General features: G+C 57.2%; 15 protein-coding genes. 7 read left to right on the top strand and 8 right to left on the bottom strand.

The annotated features are described in order from the left end of the window. Positions 1-42 precede the first annotated feature (42 nt). Positions 43-1,248 carry an MFS transporter gene (locus KCG39_RS07150; protein ID WP_004119271.1) on the bottom strand — a complete coding sequence of 402 codons (1,206 nt, stop codon included), beginning with the start codon at positions 1,246-1,248 and terminating at the stop codon, positions 43-45. 283 nt (positions 1,249-1,531) lie between these two features. On the opposite strand from KCG39_RS07150, the gene KCG39_RS07145 reads away from it, so the two are divergent. Beyond that, positions 1,532-2,683, top strand: a complete 1,152-nt coding sequence (locus KCG39_RS07145) for a M20 aminoacylase family protein (RefSeq protein WP_004119279.1) — start codon at positions 1,532-1,534, stop codon at positions 2,681-2,683. A gap of 175 nt (positions 2,684-2,858) precedes the next feature. Here the strand turns inward: KCG39_RS07145 and fdhF are convergent, their stop codons facing one another. Together fdhF and KCG39_RS07130 are read right to left on the bottom strand one after the other, a co-directional pair. After that, positions 2,859-5,009, bottom strand: coding sequence for a formate dehydrogenase subunit alpha (gene fdhF / locus KCG39_RS07135; protein ID WP_142468157.1), 2,151 nt, complete (start codon positions 5,007-5,009; stop codon positions 2,859-2,861). Between the two features lie 237 nt (positions 5,010-5,246). After that, entirely contained in the window at positions 5,247-6,329 is a 1,083-nt protein-coding gene (locus KCG39_RS07130; protein ID WP_142446607.1) for a malate/lactate/ureidoglycolate dehydrogenase, read from the bottom strand. 496 nt (positions 6,330-6,825) lie between these two features. Here KCG39_RS07130 and KCG39_RS07125 point away from each other — a divergent pair, with 496 nt between their 5' ends. The 3 genes from KCG39_RS07125 (at position 6,826) to KCG39_RS07115 (ending at position 10,818) form a co-directional block, all read left to right on the top strand. After that, on the top strand, positions 6,826-7,914 hold the full coding sequence (locus KCG39_RS07125) for an ABC transporter substrate-binding protein (RefSeq protein ID WP_004119286.1): 1,089 nt from the start codon (positions 6,826-6,828) through the stop codon (positions 7,912-7,914). 71 nt (positions 7,915-7,985) lie between these two features. Continuing rightward, positions 7,986-9,755, top strand: coding sequence for an ABC transporter permease (locus KCG39_RS07120; RefSeq protein WP_049114481.1), 1,770 nt, complete (start codon positions 7,986-7,988; stop codon positions 9,753-9,755). After that, complete coding sequence (locus KCG39_RS07115; protein WP_142445622.1) at positions 9,748-10,818, top strand: ABC transporter ATP-binding protein; 1,071 nt, start codon at positions 9,748-9,750, stop codon at positions 10,816-10,818. The genes KCG39_RS07120 and KCG39_RS07115 overlap by 8 nt, the downstream gene beginning before the upstream one ends. A 56-nt stretch (positions 10,819-10,874) precedes the next feature. On the opposite strand, the gene KCG39_RS07110 is transcribed toward KCG39_RS07115, so the two are convergent. The 3 genes from KCG39_RS07110 to budA are packed head-to-tail and all read right to left on the bottom strand — an operon-like array spanning position 10,875 to position 14,138. After that, positions 10,875-11,645, bottom strand: a complete 771-nt coding sequence (locus tag KCG39_RS07110; RefSeq protein ID WP_004119299.1) for a (S)-acetoin forming diacetyl reductase — start codon at positions 11,643-11,645, stop codon at positions 10,875-10,877. 23 nt (positions 11,646-11,668) lie between these two features. Continuing rightward, the gene (gene alsS, locus KCG39_RS07105; protein ID WP_217276555.1) at positions 11,669-13,387 is read right to left on the bottom strand and encodes an acetolactate synthase AlsS; all 1,719 of its coding nucleotides are present in this window, start codon (positions 13,385-13,387) and stop codon (positions 11,669-11,671) included. Beyond that, positions 13,359-14,138 carry an acetolactate decarboxylase gene (budA, locus tag KCG39_RS07100; RefSeq protein ID WP_004119304.1) on the bottom strand — a complete coding sequence of 260 codons (780 nt, stop codon included), beginning with the start codon at positions 14,136-14,138 and terminating at the stop codon, positions 13,359-13,361. Before budA ends, alsS begins: the two co-directional genes overlap by 29 nt. Positions 14,139-14,244: 106 nt before the next feature. Between budA and KCG39_RS07095 the strand changes: the two genes are divergently transcribed. Continuing rightward, positions 14,245-15,117 (top strand): LysR family transcriptional regulator, encoded by an 873-nt coding sequence (locus tag KCG39_RS07095; protein WP_004119307.1) that lies wholly within the window; start codon positions 14,245-14,247, stop codon positions 15,115-15,117. Between the two features lie 48 nt (positions 15,118-15,165). On the opposite strand, the gene cspF is transcribed toward KCG39_RS07095, so the two are convergent. Next, the gene (gene cspF, locus KCG39_RS07090) at positions 15,166-15,378 is read right to left on the bottom strand and encodes a cold shock-like protein CspF (RefSeq protein ID WP_071988214.1); all 213 of its coding nucleotides are present in this window, start codon (positions 15,376-15,378) and stop codon (positions 15,166-15,168) included. Positions 15,379-15,547: 169 nt separating this feature from the next. After that, the gene (locus KCG39_RS27765) at positions 15,548-15,718 is read right to left on the bottom strand and encodes a YnfU family zinc-binding protein (protein ID WP_216356110.1); all 171 of its coding nucleotides are present in this window, start codon (positions 15,716-15,718) and stop codon (positions 15,548-15,550) included. A 447-nt stretch (positions 15,719-16,165) separates the two neighbouring features. Between KCG39_RS27765 and KCG39_RS07085 the strand changes: the two genes are divergently transcribed. Then, complete coding sequence (locus KCG39_RS07085; RefSeq protein ID WP_142468155.1) at positions 16,166-17,353, top strand: trans-sulfuration enzyme family protein; 1,188 nt, start codon at positions 16,166-16,168, stop codon at positions 17,351-17,353. Then, positions 17,346-18,764 carry a Na+/H+ antiporter NhaC family protein gene (locus KCG39_RS07080; RefSeq protein WP_087828217.1) on the top strand — a complete coding sequence of 473 codons (1,419 nt, stop codon included), beginning with the start codon at positions 17,346-17,348 and terminating at the stop codon, positions 18,762-18,764. The genes KCG39_RS07085 and KCG39_RS07080 overlap by 8 nt, the downstream gene beginning before the upstream one ends. The last annotated feature ends 20 nt before the right edge of the window (positions 18,765-18,784 follow it).

Raw genomic sequence — 18,784 nt, 5'->3', positions numbered from 1 at the left:
CTCTTTCGTCCTCTCAACGCGTAACTGCCGAACGCTTAAGCGCTACTGCGCCGCCTCGCTAATATCATCCATCTCTTCTTCACGCTCGCGTTCGTCCGCCAGCAGCGCTTTTTCGCTTTTACCCAGGCACTGGATCAGCAGGAAAAGCGCGCCGCTGACAAACAGCGTTATCAGCAGACCATCATAGCCCGCGACGCTGATCAGCAATCCGCTGACCACCGGCCCGGCCACGCTGCCCGCGGACCAAAAGAATCCCAGCAGGGCGTTGATCATAATCAGCTTCTGCCCGGAGAAGGTTTTCCCGGCGCGGACCAGCGACAGGGTATAGAGCGCCCCCGCCGCGGCGCCGAGAAGCAGGCAGCCGGCAATTAGCTGGATATGCGACACCAGCAGAAACGGCAGGGCAAGCAGGGCGAGGCAGAAGACCACCGCGCAGGTCAGATGTACGCGGCGGATACCGAAGCGGTCGGCAATCCAGCCCAGCGGCGCCTGGAATACGGCGTCGCCGGTCAATACCACCGTCACCAGCAGCACCGCCGTGACTTCACTTAGACCTTTATCCATACCGTACAACGGCAGCAGCGCCAGAATGCTGGCATCAAAAAAGGCAAAACAGAATACGCCGGAAGCCAGTACCGGTAAAAAAGCGCCGAGGCTGCGCCAGCTGGCGCGTTCCGCCAGCCGTTCGCGGCTGCCGGAGGGTAGATGGCGCAGCATCAGCAGGCAGGCGAGGGTCACCAGCCCGACCAGCAGCAGCGTCCATGATTGATACGCTTCTCCGGCGGAGATCAGCAGCGGCCCCGCCAGCTGACAGCCGGTAAAGGCGGAGGCATAAATGCCGGTCAGGGTTGCCCGGTTTTTCCCCGCCGCGCCGCCGGTGATCCAGCTTTCGCCAATGACGATAATCACCCCCGACGCCAGGCCGGTCACCAGCCGCGGCAGCAGGAGATGAACCATATCAAACGACAGGCAGGAGGCGATGGTTGACGCCGCCAGCGCCACCAGACTGACGGAGAGCAGAAGCCCCATCTCAAAGCGCCGGCACAGCGCGGGTGAGAGGAAGGAGGAGATCATCATCCCCGCTGGCGGTAGCGCGGCCAGCAGGCCGACGTAAACGGTATCAATCTGCTGCTGCGCCAGCTCCAGACTGATTAAGGGCACCGTGTATCCGGTGATAAATCCCACTAATGAAGCCGCCATGATCATCGCCAGCGTGGGGGCAAGGCGATTCTGCTCTGGGTTGAACATTTTATTTCCGGTTAAGGAGGTATGAAGAGTGAATTATTCGGCAAAACGCCAGTATAGCTGCATAATAATTAATCGCACGCCTTATGTCACCGTTGATATCACTACAAAAAAGAACGGCACTGGCGGGGGGGCCGCGTAAAGGCGCGCCGGTGCAGGGTTTGGCGGAAGTTGTCAGCGAGCAGGCGAAAGGATATAACCAATAGGCTGGCGGACTACCTGTAGCCCCAATTTATTGAATAACACACTCGTTCAGCGCTGATGCTGTGCAGGAAAGGAGTATGACATGGCAGTATCCTCTTCACTGATCGCCGAGGCCATTCGCTGGCGACGTGATTTTCATGCTTGCCCTGAGCTGGGGTATCAGGAACAGGAAACCTCGCGCCGGGTGGCTGAACTGCTCGCCTCGTTTGGCCTCCAGGTGCATCGCGGGCTGGCGGGTACCGGCGTGGTCGCGACCCTGGAGAACGGCCCCGGTCCGGTGATTGGCCTGCGGGCCGATATGGACGCGCTGCCGATCGCCGAGCAGAGCGATATCGATTACAAATCACGCAATCCTGGCGTGATGCACGCCTGCGGCCACGATGGCCATAGCGCGATGCTGCTGGCGACAGCGGCGCATCTGGCGCAGACCCGCCGCTTTCGCGGTACCGTGCACTTTGTCTTCCAGCCCGCCGAGGAGAACCTGGGCGGCGCGCGGAAAATGGTGGAGGAGGGGCTGTTTGAGCGCTTCCCGATGGACGCCATTTACGCGTTGCACAACTGGCCGGGTATGCCGCTGGGCCAGGTGGCGATCGGTAGCGGGGCGATGATGGCCTCTCTCGACGCGTTTGAAATTACTCTGACCGGAAAAAGCTGCCATGCGGCGATGCCGGAGCGCGGAGCGGACCCGATTGTCGCCGCGGCGCAGTTGATTATGGCCCTGCAAACCATTCCTTCGCGCCGCCTGTCGCCGCAGGAGTCGACGGTGGTGAGCATTACCCAGATTGCCGGCGGGGAGGCGATCAACGTGCTGCCGGATAAAGTGGTGCTACGCGGAACCTTCCGCTGTCTGAATAACCAGGTGCGCGCGCGGGTCAGGGGGCTGATTGAAAGCTATGTCGCCGCCCAGCCGCAGGTATCAGATGTGGAAGGCAAAATCGCCTGGTATCCCGGTTATCCGGTGACCACTAACCATCCGGCCGAAGCGCAAAAGGTGCGCGAGGTAGCGACCGCGCTGCTGGGGGAGTCGGCGGTGAGCTGGAACGGTAATCCGTCCATGGCCTCGGAAGATTTTGCCTGCATGCTGGAGGCGTGCCCGGGCGCCTATTTTTGGATCGGCGCCGATGGCGAGACGGCGTCAAAGCCGCTGCATAACGCCGGATATGATTTTAACGATGAGCTGCTCCCTCACGGCGTGGCGCTGTGGACGGCGCTGGTGGAGAAACTGCTGGCGTAAGCGGGCGATCCCGGAGGCGGTGCTCCGCACCTGTCCGGGCTACACGACTTCAGCGGACTGCGGACCGGTAGCCCGGGTAAGCGCAGAATTTGTAGCCCGGGCAAGGCGCATTGAGCGCCGCCCCCGGGAGCAAAAGTGGATACGAAGGGAGACGCGCGCATCTCCCTGCGGGGTTTTACACGTTCACCGCCGCTTTCAGGCGGGCTTTCATCTCGCTATAGCTGGTCCAGGCATACTGTTCGGCCCAGCGCTGATCCGCAATAGCCTCCACCTTCACCGCGCAGTATTTGGTTTCCGGCGTTTTCGAGATCGGGTCGAGATTATCCTGCGTCAGCTCGTTACAGGCGCCGACCCACCACTGATAGGTCATATACACCGCGCCTTCATTAATGCGATCGCTGATGTCGGCGCGGGTAATCACCTTACCGCGCCGCGAGCTGACCCACACCAGCTGCTGGTCGGCGATTCCGAGGCGCTGCGCGTCGGCGCGGTTGATTTGCACCCGGCCCGGCTCATCGGCAAGCGATTGCAGGGCCGCGCAGTTGCCGGTCATCGAACGACACGAGTAGTGGCCGACTTCGCGCACGGTACAGAGCACCAGCGGATACGCTTCATCCGGCGTCTCGGCAGGCGCGCGCCACGGGGCGGCGAACAGCTGGCCTTTGCCGGTTGGCGTATCGAAGAGGTTATCTTTATACAGCCACGGCGTACCGGGGTGATCCAGCGTCGGGCACGGCCACTGGACGTGGTTCATATCACCCATTTTCTCGTAGGTGACGCCGTAGAACAGCGGGCAGAGTTCGCGCATTTCGTCCCAGATCTGCTGGTTATTATCGTAATGCATCGGATAGCCCATTTCGCTGGCCAGCAGGCTGATGATTTCCCAGTCGCGCTTAACGTTACCGGTAGCGATAATCGCCTGCTCAAAGCGCTGGAAGCCGCGGTCGGCGCAGGTAAAGACGCCGCCGTGTTCCCCCCAGGAGGTGGCGGGCAGCAGTACATCGGCGATTTCGGCGGTTTTGGTCATAAAGATATCCTGCACCACCACGAAATCGAGCGCCTCAATCCCTTTACGCACCAGGCCCAAATCGGCTTCGGTTTGCAGCGGATCTTCACCCATGATGTAGTAGGCTTTGATCTCGCCGGTCAGCGCTTTGTGCGGCACTTCGGTGATCCGGGTGCCGACCTGGTCGTCCATACTCGCCGGATCAATCCCCCACGCGTTGGCGAATTTGGCGCGAACGCCGGGGTCGGTGACGTCCTGGTAGCCGGGGAACATATTCGGCAGGACGCCCATATCGCAGGCGCCCTGGACGTTGTTTTGCCCGCGTACCGGCCCCACGCCGACGTTGGCGCGTCCGAGGTTGCCGGTTAACAGCGCGAGGCTCGCCAGCCCTCTGACAACGTCCACCGCCTGGCCGAACTGGGTGACGCCCATGCCCCACATAATCGTGGCGGAAGGCGCGGCGGCAAACATGCGCATCGCCTGGCGAATTTCAGCGGCCGGGACGCCGACGATGCCTTCGACGGCTTCAGGGGAATAGTCTTTCACCATCTCACGATAGGCATCCAGCCCCTCGGTAAAGCGGTCGACGTAGTCGTGGTTATAGAGATCTTCTTCCAGCAGAACGTGAGCGAAGGCGTTGGCCAGCGCCATGTTGCTGCCGTTATTGAGCTGCAGATGGCGATCGGCGATGCGGGCGGTTTCGATACGGCGCGGGTCGCAGACGATGATTTTCGCCCCGTTTTCGCGGGCCTTAATCACCCGGCGGGCGACGATTGGGTGGGAGTCGGCGCAGTTATAGCCAAAGACCAGCAGGCATTTTGAGTTCTCAATATCGCTAATCGAGTTGCTCATCGCGCCGTTGCCGAGCGCCAGCTGCAGGCCGGCTACCGACGGGCCGTGGCAGACGCGGGCGCAGCAGTCGACGTTATTGGTGTTGAGTACCCCGCGGGCGAACTTCTGCATCACGTAGTTGGTTTCATTACCGGTACCTCGCGATGAACCGGTAGTCATAATGGCGCGCGGGCCATGCTTCTCCTTTATTTCACGCAGTTTTTTCGCCGTATAGCGGATGGCTTCATCCCAGCTTACCGGGGTGAACTTGCCGCCTTTCTGGTAGCGAATCATCGGCTGCTGCAGACGCGGCGTCAGCAGCTGGGTGTCGTTGAGAAAATCCCAGCCGTAATAGCCTTTCAGGCACAGCTGATTTTGGTTAGTAACGCCATCAGCGGCTTCGGCTCGGATAATTTTATTGTTTTCGACGACCAGCTTAAGTTTGCAACCGGCCCCGCAATAAGGGCAAACGCTCGTGATTTTTTTCATCAGTAACAGACCTGTTAACAGAGAATAAACAACAATGGACAGGCCGGGCCCGGCCCGCCCTTGTCAGGGCGTCATGCGCCAGCGTACCGGCAGATGACGGGAGCGTTATGCATAGGCTGTGCCAAATTTTAACTTATTGAATTTAAATAGAATAGTCGGAAGGTGCAGGCGGGGCGGCGGTGATGTCGACACTAATGACGATGACATGACGCCCGTTCGGGCGTCATCGGGGAAAAATCAGGCCAGCTTCTGGCGCAGCTGCGCGAGGGTGTCGGCGGGTAAACCGACTTCTTCGGCGGCGGCGCAAATCGCCTGCCAGCTGCCGGCGTCCAGCGGTATCCCCTGCGCCAGACGCTGCTGGCGGTTTGCCTCTTCCCACTCGCCTGGGGCCAGAATCGGCGCGTCCGGGTCGTGCGGCGACCGTTTACACCAGTCGATAAACGCTTCGGTCTCGCGCTGCATATCCGGCGCATCGAACGCTTCCGGGCTGAGAATAATGGTGGTCATGCAGTTGAAGATAGCGTCCACGCTGCCCTGCAGCGTCTCCTGATGCGAGGTTTTACCGCCGGATACCGCGCCGCCGATAATTTCGCACAGCGTTGCCAGCGCGTAGCCTTTATGTTCGGCAAAGGTCAGCAGTGCCCCCAGCGGCGACGTCTGCATCACCGCCGGGTCGGTGGTAGGGACGCCGCGAGCGTCGATCAGCGACCCCGCCGGTACCGGAACCCCTTTATGCCAGGCGACGCGGGTTTTACCGAAGGCGATGGCGCTGGTGGCGTAATCCAGCAGCAGCGGCGGATGGCCGGCGCGCGGGAACACCACGCACAGCGGGTTGGTGCCGAAGCGGCTGTCTTTCCCACGGAACGGGGCGACCATCACGTTGCCAACGACGTTAACGAAATGGATAGAGATCATTCCGGCGGCCGCGCACTGTTCCGCCCAGTAGCCGATGCGGCCAATATGGTGCGCATTACGCAGCGCCACGGCGGCCATACCGTGCTGTTTCGCCTTCTCAATACCGATCTGCATGGCTTCATGGGCCACCACCTGGCCGAAGCCGCCGTTGCCGTCCAGCGTGACCACCGCGCCCGCGTCTTTCATGACGCTGGCGTGGCGATTGAGCTGGAGATAACCCTGCGCGTGGGAGCGTACGTAGCTTGGGATCATGCCGACGCCGTGGGAATCGTGCCCGGCCAGGTTGGCGGCAATCAGGTGGTCGGCGATAAGCGACGCTTCGGTGGGGGAGCTTCCCATGTGGGTGAAAAGGGTTTTAACAAAGTGATGCAGATCCGTGGCCTGGAAGCGATGTCCTGTTTGCACTGATTCTCTCCTGTGATTGGGTTGCGAATTCTTGTTTTAGTGTGTTTGCATTTCCATGCTGCGCTGAGCCACGGAGAAGATCAAGGTTTTGAATTTTGTATTAAAGGCTTTTCGCTGGTGGTTATTGCTGCGGGGAGGAAGGAGACAAATCCTTGAACCTGGTGATATATAAACCACGCCAGGGCGATCAAGCCCCTATGTTAGCGGCTGAGTGAGACGCGTTATACCGCCCTTGGTCGGTAAAATGGAGCGTCACTTTTATTATTGTAGTTAATCAAAGCCAATATCCGGCGAGCCATATATGTAAAAAACTTAATCTTTTCTTAATATTTCTATCGCAGACCGTAAATCGCTTTCGCTTTATCCGACGGATCTTCCTTTAAATTACGTCAGCGTCACAAAAGCCGTAAAAAAACAAAATCCGGCGTTGCAAGGCTCTGACGTCCCGCTATATGTTAAATTTACGTTTAATAATTGATGCCTAAAGGTTGATTTTATGTATATGAAAATTAGTGGGTTAATGATTTCACTGTCGGCAATATTCTCCGGTCAGGTTCTTGCCGCAGTCCCTGAGGGCTACCCAGCGGATTATCAAAAAGTGGTGGATGCCGGGATTAAAGAAGGCAAAGTGGTTATCTATTCAACGACCGATACCAAGGCCGCAGGCCCGTTAATTAAAGGCTTTGAGGCGCAATATCCCGGCATTAAAGTTGAATATAACGATATGAACAGTACCGAATTGTACAACCGTTATATCAGCGAACAGGCGGCGGGCGGCGGCAGCGGCGATGTGGTCTGGAGCTCTTCCATGGATACGGCGCTGAAGCTTGCCACTGAATATGCCGAAGAGTACGCCTCGCCGGAGCGGGATAAGCTGCCAAAATGGGCGGTCTGGCAACAGAAAGCCTACGGCACGACCTACGAGCCGGTGGTCTTTATCTATAATAAACGGCTGATCCCGCAGGGGGATGTCCCGGACTCGCATACCGCGCTGGCGAAGCTTATCTCCGCTCAGGCCGATAAATTCAAAGGCAAGGTCACAACGTACGATATTGAAAAATCAGGGCTGGGTTTTATGCTGGCGGTGCAGGACAGCAAAGCCGATGCCAACTACTTTAACGATCTGGCGGGCATTGCGAAAGGCGGCCTGACCGTGCAATCGTCCACCGGTACGATGATGGAACGCGTCTCCTCCGGTGAAAACCTGATTGGCTACAATATTCTCGGTTCCTACGCGGAGGCGAGGGCGAAAACCGATCCTTCGCTTGGCATCTCATATCCGAAAGATTACGTGCTGGTGCTCTCCCGAGTCTCCTTTATTACCGCAGAAGCCGAGCATCTTAATGCGGCGAAGCTGTGGTTTGACTACGTGCTGTCGGAAAAGGGGCAAAGCATCCTCGCGAACCAGGCCGATATTCCCTCCCTGCGCAATGATATCGAAGGTAAAAATGATATTGACGGCATGACCAAAATGCTCGGCAGCGCGCTGAAGCCGATTCCGGTCGATGAAACGCTGCTGGCGTATCTTGAGCCGAAGCAACGTCTGGAATTTATCAAACAGTGGCGTACCGCCGCGGCGAAATAACCCTCCGGCGCTGCGTCTCTTTTCTGGATGCGCAGCCCGCTTAATGCCCGCCAGGTTTAAAGGGATCGCTTATGAATGTCTTACGTCGAAAATGGCAGGGTTTGCCGCGCGGTATCGTCGTCGTGATGACGGCGCTGGCGATTTATGTCCCGCTGTTGTTTATCGTGGTGCAGAGCTTTCTCTCGGCGCCTTTTTTTGCCCGCTCGAAGTCGTTCAGCCTCGAAGCTTTCGCGTTTATCTTTAGCGACCCGGATTTTTATCTGGCGCTAAAATCCGGTTTTATTCTCGCCTTCGGTCTGGTGGCGATCGCCATCCCCCTCGGCGGGATCCTCGCTTTTTTAATGGTACGCACCGATTTACCCGGGCGGCGGTTTATTGAGCCGCTGATCCTGGTGCCGATTTTCGTTTCGCCGATGGTGCTGGGCTTTGGTTACGTGGTGGCGGCCGGGCCGGTAGGTTTCTTTTCGCAATGGGCGGAACAGCTGATCGGTTTCGTACCGTGGAATATCTATTCGATGTTCAGCATCGTGGTGATTGCCGGACTGACGCACGTTCCGCATGCCTATCTCTATATCTCTTCCGCCCTGCGCAGCGTCGGGTCGGACGTGGAGGAGGCCGCGCGCACGGTTGGCGCATCGCCGCTGCAGGTGATGACGTCGGTGAGCCTGCCCATGGTGCGACCGTCGATCCTCTACGCCTGCGTGCTGCTGTTTTTCCTCGGTCTGGAAGTGTTTGGCCTGATGTTGGTGCTGGGGGACCCGGAAGGCAACATGGTGCTGGCGACCTATCTTTATAAGCTCACCAACAAGCTCGGCACGCCCTCGTATCATCTGATGGCGGCGGTAGCGGTGGTGCTGATCTGCATTACCATTCCGCTGGTAATGCTCCAGCGCCGCCTGATGCGCACCGCCAACCGCTTTGTCACCATGAAGGGGAAAGCGTCCCAGGCCCGCGCGCTGCCGCTGGGGAAATGGCGCTGGGTCGCTGGGATTGTGGTAGTTGCCTGGCTGACGGTCACCATCGGCGTGCCGCTGATCGGCGTGGCGCTGCGGGCCTTTATTTCAAACTGGGGCGTAGGCGTTTCGCTATGGGATGAGCTCTCGCTGGCGACGTTCCGTAGCATCTGGCAGCAGCCGAACCTGCTGCGCGCCATCGTTAACTCCATGGCGATTGGCGTGTTCGGCGGCGCGCTGGCGGTGGTCTGCTATCTGTTCGTGGGCATCGCTATGCACCGTAAACCGGATAACGTCACGCGCTTTCTTGACTACAGCGTACTGGTGCCGCGCGCCGTGCCAGGGCTGCTGGCCGGGCTGGCGTTTCTGTGGGTGTTTCTGTTTTTGCCGATGTGGCTCGATCAGTCGCTGAAAAACGGCTGGCTCTCAGCGCTGCCGGTGGCCGACTGGCTGCGCGAGCATCTGATCGTCCAACTGCGCGCGCTGCGTAATACTATTTTTAGCGTCTGGCTGGCCTATACCGTGGTGTGGATGGCTTACGGCCTGCGGCTGATCTCCTCGACGCTGCTGCAGGTAGCGCCGGAGTTGGAAGAGGCCGCGCGCAGTACCGGCGCATCGCGCGGGCAGATTACCCGTCACGTTACGGTGCCGCTGTCGCGCTACGGCTTAATCGGCTCCTGGCTGCTGATGTTTCTTATCTTCGAGCGCGAATACTCCACCGGGGTCTATCTGCTTTCGCCCGGAACCGAAACGATTGGTTCGATGCTGGTCTCGCTGTGGGCGGCGGGGGCTATCGATATCGTCGCCGCGCTCTCCTTTATTAATATCCTGCTGGTGGTCGTCGGTCTGGGTATCGCCCTGCGCTTTGGAGTGAAATTACATGATTGAATTATCGGTAGAAAACCTGCATCTGACCTATGGCGATAATCCGGTACTGAAGGGCGTGTCCATGGAACTGAAGCGGGGAGAGGTGGTGTCGCTGCTCGGGCCATCGGGCAGCGGAAAAACCACGCTGCTGCGGGCGGTCGCCGGGCTGGAGAAGCCGACCGGCGGCATTATTACCATTGGAAAATCCCGCGTCTATGACGGCAACCCGCGTAGCGAAATTCCGGCCGAGGAGCGTAACCTGGGTTTGGTGTTTCAGTCCTATGCGCTGTGGCCGCATAAAACGGTGTTTGAAAACGTCGCTTACCCGCTGAAGCTGCGTAAGGTTGCCGCCGCGGAGATCAAGCAACGGGTCCAGACTGTACTTGAACAACTGGGGCTGGGGCATCTTGGCAGTCGCCATCCGCATCAGCTCTCCGGAGGACAGCAGCAGCGCGTGGCCATCGGCAGGGCGCTGGTTTACAACCCGCCGGTGATCCTGCTGGATGAACCGCTGTCGAATCTGGACGCCAAGCTGCGGGAAGAAGCGCGGGTCTTTTTGCGCGAGCTGATCGTCAAGCTGGGGCTTTCGGCGCTGATGGTCACCCACGATCAGAATGAGGCGATGGCGATTTCCGATCGCATTCTGCTGCTTAACAACGGCGTGATCGAGCAGCAGGGAACCCCGCAGGAGATGTACGGCAGCCCGAAAACGCTGTTTGCCGCCGAGTTTATGGGCAGTAATAATCGCCTGCATGGCACCGTTAGCGCGCTGGAGAACGGTCGGGCGCGCATTGAGGGGGCCAGCTGGGCGCTATGGGGAATGGCGGGGGAAGGGGTTAGCGTGGGGGAAGAGGCGACGGCGGTGATCCGCGTTGAGCGTTTGCGCATCGCTTCCGCGCCTGAAGAGAACATGCTGGCGCTGACGCTGTTGACCAGCATGTACCTCGGCGACCGCTGGGAGTATCTGTTTCGCACTGAAGGCGATGATTTCGCCATACGCGCCTACGGCAGCGCGCTGCGCGATGCCGAGCGTTGCCATCTGACATTGCCCGTCAGCGACCTGTGGATCTTCCCTAAAGGTTGAAATAAAAAAGCCCCGGCGGTGACGCCGGGGCAAACCATGTCAGAGCTTATTTATTATTAGTTAAATACCATGCCGCCATCGATCAGCAGCGATTGGCCGGTCATATAATTGGAGTCCGGACCGGCGAGATAAGAGACGCAGGCCGCGACGTCTTCCGGCTCGGATAGCCGCCCAAGGGTAATGCGTTTGGCGAACTCCTGGGTTCCGTAGCCCAGCGGTTTACCCGCCGCTTCGGAAACCTGGCGGTCAATTTCCGCCCACATTGGGGTTTTGACGATCCCCGGGCAGTAGCCGTTTACGGTAATCCCCAGATGCGCCAGATCGCGGGCGGCGGTTTGCGTCAGGCCGCGCACGGCAAATTTACTGGAGCTGTAGACCGCCAGCTCCGGGTTACCTACATGGCCCGCCTGGGAGCAGGCGTTGATAATTTTGCCGCCGTGGCCCTCTTTTTTAAACGCCTCTACCGCGGCCTGGATGCCCCAGATAACGCCTTTAACGTTGATATTGTAGACTTTATCGATCACCTCCTCGCGAATCTCTTCGATTGGTGTGGAGGGCGCAACCCCGGCGTTGTTGACGATCACGTCAAAACCGCCGAGACCCTTGCGCGCCTGTTCGACGGCGGCAAAAACCTGATCGCGTTGAGACACATCCACCTTCACCGCTAGCGCCCGGCCGCCGCTGCGGTTAATTTCATCAGCGACCGCCTGCGCGGTGGCGTCGTTATAATCGGCGATAGCCACGGCAAAACCATCTTTCACCAGACGAAGGGCGATAGCTTTACCGATACCCTGGCCCGCGCCGGTGACGAGTGCGACTTTTTTCATTGATAGATTCCTTCTGTAGTGACTCAAAGTAGTTGACTGAGATGGAGCTGGCCCATCAGCAGCGGGTTATCGCGGTAATCCACGGGGATGGCCACGACGGCGGGGCCGTCGACGTCCATCGCCGCCCGCAGCGTCGGCTCAAGGGCTTCGGCGCTCTCTACCGCAAACCCTTTGGCGCCGAAGGCTTCGGCGTAGACTTTAAAATCCACCGGGCCGAACTCAACGCCGGAGAGCCGCTGGTATTTTTTCTCCTCCTGAATCGCCACCATGTTGTAGCCGTTATCGACCCAGATGATATGCAGGACGTTCGCTTTCAGCCGTACGGCGGTCTCCAGCTCCATGCTGGACTGCAGGAAACCGCCGTCGCCGGAAACGGAAACCACTTTGCGCTGCGGATTGACCAGCCAGGCGCCAATCGCCCACGGCAGCGCCACGCCCATGGTCTGTTGACCGTTGGAAATCATGACCTGACGGGCGCGAAAGCTGTAGAGATAGCGGGCGATCCAGATATGAAAGCTCCCCATATCGACGGTCAGGGTGACATCGCTATTGACGATGTCCTGCATGGCGCGAACGATGCGCAGCGGATGAAGGGCGAACTGGTTCAGGTGCGCGCCGCGGCGGTCGAGGAGCTCCCGCTGATGCTGGCGGTCGACAAGGATCTCGGCGGCCTGCGGCGAGAGCACCAGCTGGTGGTCGATGCGCTGAGACAGTTTGTTCAGGGTGGCGGCGATATTGCCGACCAGCTCGACGTCCGGGGTATAATTACGCTCTTCGTAAGCGGGCAGCACGTCGATATGTACCAGCGTGGCGTTACCGTTATTCCACATGGCCGGCTCGTACTCCACCGGACTATAGCCGATGCAGATGACCAGGTCGGCGAGATGCAGGAGTCGATCCCCTGCCTGGTTGTTGAACAGACCAACCCGTCCGGCGAAGCGGGTAAAGTGATCCTGATTGACTGCGCCGGCGGCCTGATAGGTGCTGGTCACCGGGATATGACTTTTTTTCAGCAATTCGCGCAGCGCCGCGCTGTTTTCCGTCTGGCTGGCCATCAGGCCGAGCAGAAATATCGGATTTTTCGCGCCGGCAATCATCTTCGCGACTCGCGCAATGGCGTCGTCCGGCGCCGCGCCGGTCTGCGGCGCATCGCCGGCGGGCAGAACCCTGGCGTGGACCGGCCCGTCGACCACGTCCTGCGGCAGGCTGACGAAGGCGCTGCCGGGGCGTCCCTGCTCGGCTGCACGAAACGCGTTGGAGACAACTTCCGCCAGCGCTTCCGGCGCGGTGACTTCCACCGAGTATTTGGTCACCGGGCTAAACATCGTCACCGTATCCATACTCTGGTGCACCTGTTTGGCCTTGTCGGCGCGTTTTACCGCGCCGCCCAGCGCCACCACCGGGTCGCCTTCGCTATTGGCCGTTGCCATCCCGGTAATCAGGTTAGAGCAGCCCGGTCCGGACGTGACCAGCGCGACGCCCGCTTTGCCGGTGATGCGGCCAACCGCGGCGGCCATAAAGGCGGCGTTGGCTTCGTGGCGCACCGGGATAATGCGAATGGAGGAGTCGAGCAGCGAATCGAAGACTTTATCGATTTTGGCCCCCGGAATGCCGAACACCTGGCGTACCCCCTGGGTCTCAAGCTGGCTGACGATGAGGTCGGCGCCGTGCGCCCACTGGCGCGGTTGATGTTGATTATCCACGAGAATCTCCTTAGTTTTCGACTGAGCGAATGGCGGCATCAAGATTGTCTGGATGCAGATCCGCCTGCAGGAAGGCGCTATCGGCAGGAAGGTCAATCATCAATTTGTGGATCTCGCCAAAGGTCAGAACGCCGTGGTCGAGCTGATAATCGAGCAGATGGCCGCCACCCTGGCGGTCATCGGTGATGAAGTGTTCGTGGTAGCCGGCCACGTTAATGCCCTGCATATGCTGCGGCGTTCTGAACCCAACCAGGACACCCTCGCGCTGGTTGAAGCGAAAAACCGGCTGGTCGTCGAGTACGTCGGTCATCGCCCGGTATGGCGGCGTCTGGCGCGGTACCGTGCGGGTATGGGCGTGGCGAAAATGGCCGTTAATACGCAGGGCGCAGAACAGATTGTCCGACGGAATTTGCTGGTCGATGATGTCGTGCAGTTGTTCACGGCTGACCGGTTTATCGAACGTTTTGCGATACTGCGGCTGAAACCAGGTCATCACCGCGAACGGCGTACGCTGTTCCATACGGGCTTTGCGGGCGCTGCCGTCGGCGCGCAGCTGGTAAACTTCGCTGCTAAACGCGATCAGCTCGCCGTCCAGTTCATTAAAGGTCCCGAGGCCGAAATCGCCGTGGGTGAGCAAATCGGCGATGGTCGTATTACCTTCATAAACGCCGCTTAACAGCGCGCTCATCAGAGAGGTCTGGTAGATGACGCTATCGGGATGTTGCGCGGAAAATCCTCGTAGAGTTTCACACAGGCTCTCTTCACAAGAGCATTCAGCAGAATGGTTCATTACCCACTTCCTCGTTCAACGAATATCAGAAAGGTTAAATAAATGTTGACCCGATTCAGCTCACAGTTCCAATATAGAATCTATGATTGTTTGAGACGTTTTCGATATGGAACTTCGTTATCTGCGCTACTTCGTCGCCGTCGCCGAGGCGCGGCACTTCACTAAAGCGGCAAAAGAACTTGGTATCTCCCAGCCACCGCTAAGTCAGCAAATTCAACGGCTTGAAAGAGAAATTGGCACACCGCTTTTCCGCCGATTAACGCGGGGCGTCGAGCTGACGGAAGCGGGGGAGTCGTTTTATGAGGATGCTTGCCAGATTCTGGCGTTAAGCGACGCGGCGCTGGAAAAAACCAAGGGAATTGCCCGCGGGCTGAACGGTCGGCTCTCGCTGGGCATTACCAGCTCTGATGCTTTTCATCCGCAAATCTTTAGCCTGTTACAGCAGTTTCAGCAGAGTTATCCGGGGGTGACGTTGCATCAGGTCGAAGGCAATATGGCGACGCTGATGGGGGCGCTTGGCGAAGCGGAGCTGGATATTGCTTTTGTACGCCTGCCCTGCGAGAGCAGTAAAGCGTTCAATCTGCGGATTATCGATCAAGAACCGATGGTGATTGCCCTGGCGCGTTCGCACCCGCTATCGTCCCACCGCGAGCTGACGCTGGAGCAACTGACGGACGTGGCGCCGATTCTTTTCCCGCGTGAAGTGGCCCCTGGCCTGTATGAGCTGGTGTTCAACAGCTATCTGCGCGCCGGTGTTGACGTGCAGCGAGCCTATCAGTCATCGCAAATATCATCGTCGCTCAGCATGGTGGAGGCTGGCTTCGGCTTTGCGCTGGTGCCGCAGTCGATGACCTGCATCACGCTCCCCAACGTGAGCTATCACCCGCTGATGGGTACGCCGCTGAAAACCGATATCGCTATCGCCTGGCGGCGCTACGAGCGCTCGCGCACGGTGAAGCGTTTTCTGGCCATGTTTTAACCGGTGGGGTGACGACGACAGGAAATAGTTAACGCTTTTTAAAACTGTTTAAGAAAGGTAGACGTTGGCGGCGGTTGGGCCTCGCAGTCCGTTGACTCGACGAAATTCGACGCGGGTTCCGGGGCTGATTATGGTTGGTTCGCCGGGCGATAATGCGGAAATATGGACCTGAACGTCTTTACGACCATCGGAGGGGATTATCAGGCCCTTGCCCGTTTTATTATCAAACGCTTTGACAATACCTGTCATTTTTTGGAACAAATAAATACCTTTTAAATATGAAAACCGGCACGACTATACAGTAAGCGCGCGGGAAGTCTATGCAAATAAAAATAAAACCCGCGCAGGCGGGTTTTTTTGCCAAATGAGTTCGGCGCTGGCTGATTATTGCGCAATCACGCGCGGCAATCGGCATCTGGCAAGGGAATAATTATGCAGCGGATCGTGATGAGGACTGAAAGAGTTTATGGCAGTAGGGGCAAATGAGTTGCGCACCTTTTTGGACTCGGCTGAAGCTGTGTTCTGAGTCCTGAGAGCAGTTAGGGCAGGAGCATTTAACGAGATAGTTACGGCGAGTTTTAGCGTCTTTGCGTTCTGACATATGATATTTCCTGATTTAAGAGCGTACGACCATACAGCATTTAGCGGCAAATAGCTCTAACTCATTCTGCGCAGCCGGCGGCGCGCGAACGCAGCCCTGGTCAGGCGCGTAAGAGAGTATTTTTCCCCTATTTTTTGTGATTAGCATCACCCTTTAAAATTAAAGTGTTTTATATCAACAGATTAAAAGATGCTGGCTTTGGTTGTCAGAGAACATTTTTCTCCATTTTTAGCTGATTAGAGGGAAAATAGGCAAAATTTTCTTTTCCGCCTGATATATATTTTAACGGTGGTCAGAAAACGCCAATCACGCTGTTAATGATGCGCTAGCCATATTTTTCCAGGCTATTAAACGGATTTTTGGCGATTGTTTTATTTGCCAGCTTCGCTGATCGCAAAAATAAAGACTCATGACATTTTATATCTGATAATAATTTGAGTGTACCCTATGAAAACCAGAGCTAAAGATATTGCTACCCTGGCGGTTCATGCTGGAAAACAGTCCGATCCAGTAACCCATGCTATATTTACACCGATCGTCACGGCCAGCTCATTTATTCAACCTAATCTGTATGAAGGTGGCGAATTTTGTTATTCACGGGTCTCTAATCCAACGCGTAAAGCTTATGAATCGGCTCTCGCCGAACTGGAAGGCGGCATTTACGCCACCGCTACCGCCTCGGGAATGGCAGCCACCAATATCGTTATGGAACTCTTACCTAAAGACGCCCATATTATCGCGATGAAAGGCGTCTACGGCGGAACCTGGCGGCTGTTTGAAAAATTAAAAACGCATACCACCGGCGTCACGATTTCCTATATCGATCTGAATGATGAGCAAAGCCTGATAAGCACTATTCAGGAAAACACGGCGTTAATCTGGATTGAAACGCCGACGAATCCCTTACTGGAACTGGTCGACATTGCCCGGGTTTGCCGTATCGCCCAGCAACGGGCCATTACCACCTGCGTCGATAATACCTTTGCCAGTGCCTGGAACCATAAGCCGCTTGAAATGGGGGCGGATATGGTCATGCTCTCTACCAGTAAATATGTCGGCGGGCATTCAGATTTAATTGGCGGCGCGGTGATAACCAATAACGAAGCGCTGGCGTCCCGGCTTGATTTCATTAAAACCACTCTCGGCTCTATTGCTTCGCCATTCGATGCCTATCTTGCCTTGCGCGGAATGAAAACGCTGGATCTGCGCATGGCGCGTCAGTGCGGCAATGCGCAGCGGGTGGCGGAATATCTGGAAAATCATCCGGCGATAGCCAGCGTCTACTACCCGGGCCTGCCATCTCACCCGCAGCATCAACTTTGCAGGCAGCAAATGCGTTCGGGCGGCGCGGTGGTGACCGCGACGCTGAAGGGGGATATCCAGAGCCTGAAACGCTTTATCGGCGGTCTGCACTATTTTGTGCTGGCGGAATCGTTGGGTGGGGTGGAGAGCATGATCAACCATTCGGCTTCCATGTCCCACGGGGCGATGTCAAAAGAGGAGCGGGAAGCCATCGGGGTTTACGACACGACGCTGCGTTTCTCCGTCGGCATCGAACATATCGATGATTTGCTGCAAGACCTGGAGTTTGCTTTCGCCGCTATGGACATCACACAGGATAATCATCATGCATGACTACGGTATCTGGACGATCATTACCCCGCTGGTCACGATTATTCTGGCGATCCTGACCCGCCAGGTGATCCTCTCGCTGCTGACCGGTATTTTTGTCGGCTACGCGGTGATTAACCACAGTATTATCCAGGGGGTTGGCGGCACCCTGAATGGGATTATCGAAACCTTCGCCTCCGCCGGTAACGCGCGAACGATTGTGTTTATGGTGATGATCGGCGGCATTATGCGGCTGATCGTGGTGACCGGCGGGGTGCGTAAGCTGGTGCAGTTTCTCTCGGAAAAAAACGATTTTGTCACCAATAAAAAATCGGTACAGCTGCTGGCGATGCTGGTGACCTCGTTGATTTTTATCGAGAGCTCGATAAACCAGCTGATCGCCGGCGCTTCGACAAAAAACCTGGCCCGGCGCTATAAAGTCTCGCCGGAAAAGATGTCCTATATTATCCAGACCTCCTGCGTGTCGGTCTGCTCGTCGGTGATGATCAACGGCTGGGGGGCGGCGATGATGGGCGTTATCGGAGTGCAGATTGCGCAGGGTTACCTGACCGGCGAGCCTTTTGAAGTCCTGGCAAGCTCAATGATCTGGAACACGATGGCCTGGTTTTCATTGGCATCGGTGCTGTTTTATATTCTCTCCGGCTACGGTTGGGGGCCGATGAAAAAGGCGGAGCTAAAGTTTGAAACCGCGCTGATGGAAATCGAGCAAGAGCAGGGGGCTGACGAAGCGGACCCGGTTATCGATCACCCGGCCTGTCATTCGCTGCTCAACTTCTTTATTCCGATTCTTTCCACCGTCTTAATGGTCCCGGTGGTGCTGTATATTACCGGCGACGGACAGTTCTCCAAAGGCAGCGGTTCGATGTCGGTCTACTCTGGCGTCATGTTTGGTACTGTTGTTTCTTTTATCTGGTTCCGCGCGCGCGGTATTCTGAACGTTGAGAACTTTTTCAAAGAGCTGTACATCGGCTACGCCAGCATGGTGAAAATTAGCTCAATCATGATCCTGGCTTTCCTGATGGGGCATATTTCAGCGGAACTGAATACCGGGCAGTATATCGCCTCTATTACCTCCGGCGTGATCCCATCCGGATTCTCGATCGGCTTTATCTTCCTGATTGCCGCAGTCATGTCGCTGGCGACGGGCACCTCGTGGGGAACCTTCGCCATTATGATCCCGATCGGCGTTCAACTGGGGGTCTCGTTAGGCATCGACCCGCACTTTATGATCGGCGCGGCGATATCCGGCTCAATTTTTGGCGATATGACGTCGCCGATCTCCAGCGACGCCATCGTCGCCTCGATGGCGACCAACTGTGACCATATTGAGCATATTCGTACCCAAATGCCCTACGCCCTGGTGACGGGAAGTCTGGCGCTCATGGTCTATTTAATCGTCGGTTTTACTCTTTAGTTCATAAAGTTAACCACGGG

Source organism: Klebsiella pasteurii, assembly GCF_018139045.1.
Classification (GTDB): domain Bacteria; phylum Pseudomonadota; class Gammaproteobacteria; order Enterobacterales; family Enterobacteriaceae; genus Klebsiella; species Klebsiella grimontii.
This window is presented reverse-complemented; position numbering and strand designations above follow the sequence as displayed.